Consider the following 265-nt stretch of genomic DNA (forward strand, 5'->3'; position numbering starts at 1 on the left):
GTATTCCTGTTCTTTTCCGCTCATATGAGGCGGAGACAAATAAATCCGTTTGTTTGTTTGCATGAAATCATCCTTTTTCATTATGGATAGGGGAGATGACGCGGGCCGGAACGCCGACCGCCGTCACATGACCGGGAATTCTGCTGATGACCGCAGCCCCCGCGCCGATAACGGACCAAGGGCCGATGTCCATCTGTGGTATGACGGACGCGCCGATTCCGATGTGCGTTCCTTCCCCGACTTTCACTCCGCCGGCAAGCGCCGC

The 265-nt window shown here is 56.2% G+C and carries 1 pseudogene; it reads right to left on the reverse strand.

The annotated features are described in order from the left end of the window. Nucleotides 1-67: 67 nt before the first annotated feature. A pseudogene (locus tag SB660_RS21300) lies at nucleotides 68-265 on the reverse strand (acetyltransferase); the annotation flags it as partial.

Source organism: Bacillus sp. SIMBA_005, assembly GCF_046535585.1.
GTDB classification, from domain to species: Bacteria; Bacillota; Bacilli; order Bacillales; family Bacillaceae; genus Bacillus; species Bacillus pumilus.